Source organism: Nonomuraea diastatica, assembly GCF_004349015.1.
Classification (GTDB): domain Bacteria; phylum Actinomycetota; class Actinomycetes; order Streptosporangiales; family Streptosporangiaceae; genus Nonomuraea; species Nonomuraea diastatica.
Genome location: NZ_SMKP01000328.1, coordinates 1 through 5,733, shown reverse-complemented (window position 1 = coordinate 5,733; position 5,733 = coordinate 1). Strand labels below are relative to the sequence as shown.

7 protein-coding genes and 1 pseudogene are annotated in these 5,733 nt (G+C 67.0%); 3 read left to right on the top strand and 5 right to left on the bottom strand.

The features are described from left to right. Nucleotides 1–182 (bottom strand): hypothetical protein (locus tag E1294_RS55305; protein ID WP_220448422.1); only part of this gene is annotated, 182 nt, incomplete at its 3' end. A gap of 298 nt (nucleotides 183–480) precedes the next feature. On the opposite strand from E1294_RS55305, the gene E1294_RS53905 reads away from it, so the two are divergent. Beyond that, nucleotides 481–636 carry a hypothetical protein gene (locus E1294_RS53905; RefSeq protein WP_165977953.1) on the top strand — a complete coding sequence of 52 codons (156 nt, stop codon included), beginning with the start codon at nucleotides 481–483 and terminating at the stop codon, nucleotides 634–636. A 198-nt stretch (nucleotides 637–834) separates the two neighbouring features. Here E1294_RS53905 and E1294_RS50780 read toward each other — a convergent pair whose 3' ends face one another. Genes E1294_RS50780 through E1294_RS50765 form a run of 4 tightly spaced genes read right to left on the bottom strand, consistent with a single transcriptional unit; the run spans nucleotide 835 to nucleotide 4,308 of the window. Further along, the gene (locus E1294_RS50780; protein ID WP_132520173.1) at nucleotides 835–1,332 is read right to left on the bottom strand and encodes a S26 family signal peptidase; all 498 of its coding nucleotides are present in this window, start codon (nucleotides 1,330–1,332) and stop codon (nucleotides 835–837) included. Continuing rightward, nucleotides 1,329–3,212, bottom strand: a complete 1,884-nt coding sequence (locus tag E1294_RS50775) for an ABC transporter ATP-binding protein (protein WP_246083867.1) — start codon at nucleotides 3,210–3,212, stop codon at nucleotides 1,329–1,331. Before E1294_RS50775 ends, E1294_RS50780 begins: the two co-directional genes overlap by 4 nt. Beyond that, complete coding sequence (locus tag E1294_RS50770) at nucleotides 3,209–3,754, bottom strand: TlpA family protein disulfide reductase (protein WP_132520170.1); 546 nt, start codon at nucleotides 3,752–3,754, stop codon at nucleotides 3,209–3,211. Before E1294_RS50770 ends, E1294_RS50775 begins: the two co-directional genes overlap by 4 nt. A 2-nt stretch (nucleotides 3,755–3,756) precedes the next feature. Further along, entirely contained in the window at nucleotides 3,757–4,308 is a 552-nt protein-coding gene (locus tag E1294_RS50765; protein ID WP_132520167.1) for a MauE/DoxX family redox-associated membrane protein, read from the bottom strand. Between the two features lie 425 nt (nucleotides 4,309–4,733). Here E1294_RS50765 and E1294_RS58715 point away from each other — a divergent pair. Next, nucleotides 4,734–5,054 (top strand): annotated as a pseudogene (locus E1294_RS58715) (IS256 family transposase); the annotation flags it as partial. Nucleotides 5,055–5,100: 46 nt separating this feature from the next. Further along, nucleotides 5,101–5,607: a Tn3 family transposase gene (locus E1294_RS50755; protein ID WP_132520161.1), complete on the top strand. Its 507-nt coding sequence runs from the start codon at nucleotides 5,101–5,103 to the stop codon at nucleotides 5,605–5,607. Nucleotides 5,608–5,733: the final 126 nt, after the last annotated feature.

Genomic DNA, 5,733 nt, shown 5'->3' with positions numbered 1-5,733 from the left:
ACTCGGTCATGGGCAAAGAATCTCATGCGCAGCATGCTGGGCACGGACGGATACCACTCACCGCGGCCGCGCCCAGCAAATGCCATGTTCTTTCCCCGCATAAACCCCTGCCGCCGGATTTTCTGCGCCGCTTTTGTGGCGGCCGCATCGGTGCTGGCGATCTGTGTCATCTTGAAGATCACCAAGGCTCAGGAGCGCCACCGCGCCGCCGCGAGCCTATAAATGTATGCCGACCGGCCGGCCCACGATGGTAGGAGTCAGGGCCACGGCGAGGTATCGGTAACAGCCTGAGTGTCCGTTTCGTGCCATGACTGCTGTGGGGCTTTAGCGGGGTCTGGAGACTCGCCTGAGGACGAGAACAGGCACGATCTTCGAGATCATGAGGTTCTCGACGCCTAGTGATCACCAGAGAAGACCGTGCCTGTCCTGGCATCATCGCCGATCAGTGTTGCCCTTGGCCAACTGGCCGGGCATGGGCCGGTGGCCGCCTCCGCTGCCGAATGCCTCAGCCTGCTGGAGTGCTTCCAACGCTTTCCCGACCCCCGTGATCCGCGTGGCGTCGGCAACATCGCCCAGGCCATCCGCCACATCTCCCGCGACGCCACCCGCACCCTCACCGTCCTCGACCTCACATGATCGAGAAACCGGATAAACGCCACTACGCCGGAGCCCTGACGCCCAGACGCCGGCCCTGTTTCAGAACCCACGCCATCACTGGCAATAGTCGTAGGAATACCATTGGCCGCACGCTTGATTGTAGGCATGTCTCGAGGGACCACCTACGGCCGACGTTTTATACGGAAACCCCGTGACCGGCAACCATAGCCGTGTCGATTACGGCCGCGAGCCCGATGGACCCGCGGAAAGGCGCATCGGGCGCAGGACCACGCCGATCAGGCGATCGGCCGGGAAGTACCCGATCTGTTTGGAGTCGAAGCTCCGCTCGTAGTTGTCGCCGAAGGCGACGAGGTGACCGCGCGGCACCCGCTGCGCGGGGTGGTTCACGAGGGCGGGGGCCGTGTCGCGTGGCGGCGGGTCGCCGGGTATGGCGGCGACCCGTTTGATCAGCAGGTTTATATCGGCCGGTGTCCGCCTGGTCGGAGGCCGAGTCCAGCGCAGGTTGCCGTCGGGTCGTTCCAGGATGACCACGTCGCCCGGGCGGATGCCGGTGATGGTGGCGCGCCGGGCAAGTACCCGATCACCGTCCTGCAGGCTTGGCTGCATGCTTCCGCCCTGGACGGTCACGACGAACAACCACCGGCGCAGTCCCGCCACCATCGCCACCGCGGCGGCGGCCAGGACGCCGAGCAGGGCGAGGGCCAGGCCGGTCACGGGACCGCTCCGACGTCGGCGGCGCCGTGCACCCCGCCGACGTCGCTGTAGCCGTGTGCCTGGAGCGTGAACAGGCGTGCGTAGCGGCCGCCGGCGGTGAGCAGGCTGTCGTGGCTGCCCTGCTCGACGATCTGGCCGTCGGCGAGGACCGCGATGTGGTCCGCGTCGCGGACCGCATTGAGCCGGTGCGAGATCAGCACGCTGGTCTGTCCCTCGCGGTGGCGGCGCAGCCGCTGATGGATATCGTGTTCGGCCTCGGCGTCCAGGCCTGCGCTCGGCTCGTCGAGGATCAGCAGGTCGGGGTTGTCACGGAGAAAGGCCCGGGCCAGTCCGACGCGCTGCCACTGGCCGCCGGAGAGGAACACACCGGTGTCCGGGTCGTCCCGATCGGCGTGCTGGAAGAAGATGCGGGTCAGCATCGTCTCGTACCCGTGAGGCAGGTCGACGATCGTGTCGTGGACGCGGGCGGCAAGCGCCGCGGAGGTGATCCGGTGGTGGTCGGTCAGGGCGGTCAGGTTGCCGACGCCGATGTTCTCCCGCGCGGTCAGATCGTAGGTCATGAAGTCCTGGAACACCGCGCCGATGCGGGCGCGGAGCTGTTCGACCTCCAGTTCGCGCAGGTCGACGCCGTCCCAGTGCACCGCTCCGCGGTTCGGGTCGTAGAAGCGGCACAGCAACTTGACCAGTGTGCTCTTGCCCGCGCCGTTGAGCCCGACCAAGGCCACCGCTGTGCCGACGGGGATCGTCAAGTTCACCCCACGGAGTACCCACGGATGCTCATCGCTGTAGCGGAACCACACGTCGCGCAGCTCGATGCCCTGACGCAGCGGCTCCGGGGAGATGGGCCGAGGATGGATCTGCAGGTCCGGCGGGCCGGTCACGATCGCCTGGTAGTGGTCGAAGGTCAGCATCGCCTCATGCGCGGACGCCGTCTCACGCACGATCGAGGCCAGGGCGCTCTGCGTTCCCGCCACCGCGGCGACGAACACCGACACGTCACCGACGGTCAGCTGCCCGGACTGCGCGGCCCGGATGGCCCATAGCAGACCCGCCCCCGCGACCACCGCGCCCATCAGCCCGAGCAGACCCTGGACGGCCAGCTCGCGCCGGTCGACACGGCGGCTGGCCTCCTGTGTGGTGCTCAGCTCCTTCAGCATCCGCCGGCGGAAGAACCCACCCAGCCCGAACAGCCGAATCTCCTTGGCCGCCTGGGCGTCGGTCAGCAGCTGCGAGTAGAACAACTCCCGGCGCATGGTCTGGCTGGTGTCCCACATCATCTGCGCCCGGCGCCGGCTGATCGCCAGCTCCGCCCGCACCGTCGGCACCGCCGCGACCGCGACCGCCACCGCCATCCATGGCCCGGTCGCCAGCAACGTGCCGACGAACCCGGACATCGTGATGACCCCCTGCCCGATACCCAGGCCCGTGCCAAGAACCTTGATCGGTGCGGCACGGCCCGACTGCTGAGCCAGCTCCAACCGGTCACGGAACCGCGGATCCTCGAACCGCGCCAACCCGACCAACCGGTTCAACGCGGCGAACAGCCTACCGCTGGCACTCAGCGCCACCGACCGGCCCAATTGGGCCTGAGCGTACTGCTTCGCCTGGGACACCACCACGGTGAGCACGCCGACGCCCGCCAGCAGGACCGCCAGGACAAGCACGTCGGTACCCGAATCGGGCCCGGTCAGCCCGTCCAGCACCAGCTTGGTCAGCCACGCCGCGGCAACCGGCAGTACCCCGGCGACCACCGTCAGCAGCACCTGGGCCAGCGCGCCCAGCCGACCGGCCCGCCAGGCGAGCAAGGACGCGCTGCGCAGATGCCGGACAATGGTACGCGGCGGCAGCCGGACCGACGCCCGTCGTGACCGTCCGATCACGACACCAGGCTCGGCTCGGCCGCCTGGGCGAGGTCGAGGCCGGACACCGTCACCACCCCGTCGCCGTCCAGCACACAGGCCGCAGGAAAACCCTTGACCTTGAAGGCACCGGCCACCGACCCAGCATCCATAGTGGACTCCACCACCACGCGCGCCACCGGTTCGAACATCGTCACGAACTCGCCCACCTCGTCCGGCTCCCCGATGACGACCGCCAGCGTATTCGTCCGCCCGCGCGCGGCAGCGCGTTCGGCAAACAGCGGCGCCTTCTCCTTGCACGGCTCGCAGCCCGGCGTGAAGAACCCGACCAGCTGCTCACCAGCCAGTGTCTCCCGCGAGACCTGCTCGTCATTGGTCGTGACCGCGGTGAAGCTGTCCGGCGACTCACCGACACCCAGCAAGAGATCCGGCGCTCCCATGGTCGAGCGCGCGGACAACAGCTCGGTGTGCTCCCGCAACCGCCGGATCACCCCGAACGTGAGCAATAGGTTGGCCACCGTCAGAACGCTCGCGATGACGACACCGCCAGCCAGATACACCATGCCTACTTTCTTCCTTCCACGGTTGGGCGTGCCCAAAGTTCTCTCAGCGCCGCTATATCGTCGAGGTGCACCATGAACACCACACCCACAACCGCCGCCGTCAAGGTCAGGCCCAAGCCGGGCGCGTTCGACGGCAGCCCGGCCGTCATGGTGGCGGCGACCGTGCCGGTAACACACACCGCCACCAGTAGCAGGTTGCGGACCACGTGGGCCGTGCCCAGTCTCGTCTTCGCGGCGCCGAAGCAACGGCACGTGACGGACGGGCCACGACGCAGGGTCATCGCGATGGCCCCGGTGAACGCCGTCAGCAACAGCCCGCCGGCGACGAACCCGACCAGCACCGTCCACGGCAGCGCGAGCAGCAGCACCACACCGGCCTCACCCGCCACCACGCCGGCCACCACCCGCGCCGACCAGCGCCGGGGCACCACCCGCCACTCGACGACCGACCGGCCGAAGTCCGCGTAGGCCGCTCGGCTACGCACCTTGCTGACCAACGACACGGCGAAGACGCCTACCAGCATGATCCGGCACGCCAACAGTAGGTAGCTCATGTCACGCGTCACCTGAGCTGGCCCGGGTTCTCATCATGGCGCCCATGATGCCGCACGCCACATTCATTCCGGCTTCACCGGGTACCGGGGCCAGGGTCTATTCGTGCAAACTTCGCAATTGCGGTCCGGACATCCGTTCAACGTCATTCGCGGCGATCCATGCATCTCACAGCCTCACCCACACCACGTGTATTCGATCCCGGACGGAAGAACGTTCGACAGCAGAACTGCTAACCGTCACCAAATCGCATCCGATGCAATAGATGGCACTTGTAGCAAACGGCGGAAATCCAAGGGGGCATCGCTGGTCGCGTCCAAGATGCGGTGTAAAAGTGAACCAGCGTAGGTTGCCGTGCTGAACCGACCAAAGTTCGCAAGAGGCAAAGACCTATGCTCGTGGCACGCGCACCACCGCCCGTTCAGGCATTCGTACCGAGATCGATGCCCTGTTCACCGAAGGTCGTGACCTGGTCGAGGTCATCGAGGACGTCGCCCAGCTCGGCGCCCGTCTGATCATCCACACCGCCGTCGAAGCTGAGGTGGACGCCTTCCTCGGCCGCGCCCGCTACCAGCGCGCCGCCACCGCTGACGGCGGCAGCGGCCAGGAGAGCCCAGTGCGGCCCGGTTACCGCAACGGGCACTGCCCGACCACCGTCAAGACCACCAGCGGGCCGATCGCCATCGCCCGGCCCAAGCTGCGCGGTACCACCGAGAAGTTCGCCTCCCGACTGTTCGGTGCCGGCGTACGGGCAGCGCTTTCCTGTGCGCGAAAAGAGCTTGACGGCCTGGAACATGAGCATCCACGGCGGGAAGGTCTTGTCGACCTACACCCACGTCTCCGACCAATGGCCGACGTACGGGACCAAGCAGATCATCCCCACCACCCGCGAGGGCCCCTACATCCTCGATGAACTGCTAGGGAACGAGACCGATCTACCGATCCACGAGCACGCGACAGATACTCACGGTGCCACGCTGGTCTGCTTCGGCCTGTCCGACCTGGTTGGCAAGGTCCTGACGCCCCGGGTGCGGGATCTGGGCCGGATCACGCTGCTGCGGGTCGACACCCCTGCGGCGACCAACGCCCTGTTCCCTCACGCCGGGCCGCTACTGGCTGACCGGTTGGCGAGAACATCAACTTCTTCGGGTTCATCGAGGTCGACATCGGAGGCGAACTCGCCAAGCTCGACGACGGCTGGCGACCGCTGCGCCCGACCATGGTCACTGAGGCCGGCACCACCTTCCTGCTCAACCCTTGATCCCCACGAGGCGAAGACCGCATCCCTCCTCAGTGGATAAGAGGCCGCGCGGATAGGGGCGTCTGCCGGGCGAGGATGTAATACAGGCACGGAGCCTCAAGATCACGTAGTTGTCTACGCTCCGTGATCGACAATGAGGATCGTCCGTGCCTGTCTTGCCATCATG

What these genes read in the sequence shown, in the direction of transcription:
- E1294_RS50770 (WP_132520170.1), bottom strand. Translation starts at nt 3,754, where the DNA reads ATGGTGTATCTGGCTGGCGGTGTCGTCATCGCGAGCGTTCTGACGGTG.
- E1294_RS50765 (WP_132520167.1), bottom strand. Translation starts at nt 4,308, where the DNA reads ATGAGCTACCTACTGTTGGCGTGCCGGATCATGCTGGTAGGCGTCTTC.
- E1294_RS50755 (WP_132520161.1), top strand. Translation starts at nt 5,101, where the DNA reads ATGAGCATCCACGGCGGGAAGGTCTTGTCGACCTACACCCACGTCTCC.